The 1,428-nt window shown below is 46.3% G+C and carries 1 protein-coding gene; it reads right to left on the reverse strand.

Going from position 1 to position 1,428, the window contains the following annotated elements:
* Nucleotides 1-320 precede the first annotated feature (320 nt).
* Nucleotides 321-1,352 (reverse strand): IS110 family RNA-guided transposase, encoded by a 1,032-nt coding sequence (locus tag DRI82_RS23635; RefSeq protein WP_114196319.1) that lies wholly within the window; start codon nt 1,350-1,352, stop codon nt 321-323.
* Nucleotides 1,353-1,428: the final 76 nt, after the last annotated feature.

Genomic DNA, 1,428 nt, shown 5'->3' on the forward strand with positions numbered 1-1,428 from the left:
GGCGTCTCAAACAGATGTTCGCGGATCTCAGTCTGGAGAATCGGGCACTGAAAGATGTCATCGAAAAAAATGTATGGTTCGCCCCCGTTTTGCAAGCACACGATGATAAAAGCTGTTTGCGTTAATGTATCCGGCCTCTTGCAAGTCAGCTGCTTTTGGCAGCAAGGCCATGATGGAATAAGCGCGTCAGGTTCCCAATAAGCTTCTTCGGCTGCTAAAGCCGTTTTTTTGTCCCGGGTTTACAAGACGCCATTGCACAGTTTTGTCATCACATACCCTGCAAACTGGTAAGATTTTAAGCGAGTTCAGATTTCTCGTTGCTATAAATAAAAAGCGCCCGGTCGTGTCATGACTGCCCAGATAATTCGGGCAATTTTGTTCGCCAGTGCGACAACAACCTTATTGCGGTGTACACCGCGCTCTTCCATAAGTTGTATCCACTGTCCCAGAAAATTTGTTGTCCTGTTCAAATGCAGAACACAGGTTCGGGCTCCATGGATAAGCAGTTTTCTCAGGTAAGCATTGCCACGTTTACTCATACCTAATAAACGTTGCTTGCCTCCTGTTGAGTATTCTCGTGGTACAAGCCCCAGCCAGGCAGCTAAATTGCGCCCTGATTTAAATTGTTGGCCATTACCTACAAACGCCGTTATTGCCGTCGCTGTCAATTTCCCTACACCGGGAATAGACGTCAGCCTTTTAGCTATTCCATCTGCATCAGCGATAGACTCAATCTGGCGACGTAAGTGCAACAGTTTTCCCTCAAGAGACCGATATTCCTGCCAGAGATCAGTGAGTATATCCCTCATTGATGGACTCAGTTCGTTTTGCTCGTCAGATAACAGAGAAGGCATATCATGTGTAAATTTGGCAATCCCACTGTGGATAGTTAATCCGTATTCCAGGAGAAATGCCCTGGCCTGATTCACCACCGCTGTTTTATGAGACACTACGCGTTCTCTGATCCGATGTAATGCCTGTAGATCGAGCTGTGCCGTTGTTTTTGGTATCACTGTCCGCATAGTAGGACGAGAAATGGCTTCGGCTATTGCTTCAGCATCAATCAGGTCATTCTTGTTTGATTTAACGAAAGGTTTTACAAATTGTGCCGGGACGATGCAGGGCGTATGCCCAAATGATTTAGCCTTTCTGGCCAGCCAATGGCAACCCGGACAGGCTTCCATTCCAATCGTTGTTTGGGGTAAGCGGGCTAGATATTCAATCAATTTAACGCGGGTAAAACATCGCCTAATCAGGATATTTCCTTTATCGTCCATCCCTACTACATGGAACGTATTTTTACCGATATCAACACCCATTCGGCTCAGGGACTGTGCTTTTGTTCGTGACATAACACACCTCCAATATAAGGGCTGACAGCAAGTGCAATTTTAGCAAGTTGAGTGGGGGCGAACCATTCCATTAGCT

Origin of the sequence: Edaphovirga cremea, assembly GCF_003332275.1 — a bacterium.
In the GTDB taxonomy this organism is placed as follows: Bacteria; Pseudomonadota; Gammaproteobacteria; order Enterobacterales; family Enterobacteriaceae; genus Edaphovirga; species Edaphovirga cremea.

What these genes read in the sequence shown, in the direction of transcription:
- DRI82_RS23635 (WP_114196319.1), bottom strand. Translation starts at nt 1,352, where the DNA reads ATGTCACGAACAAAAGCACAGTCCCTGAGCCGAATGGGTGTTGATATC.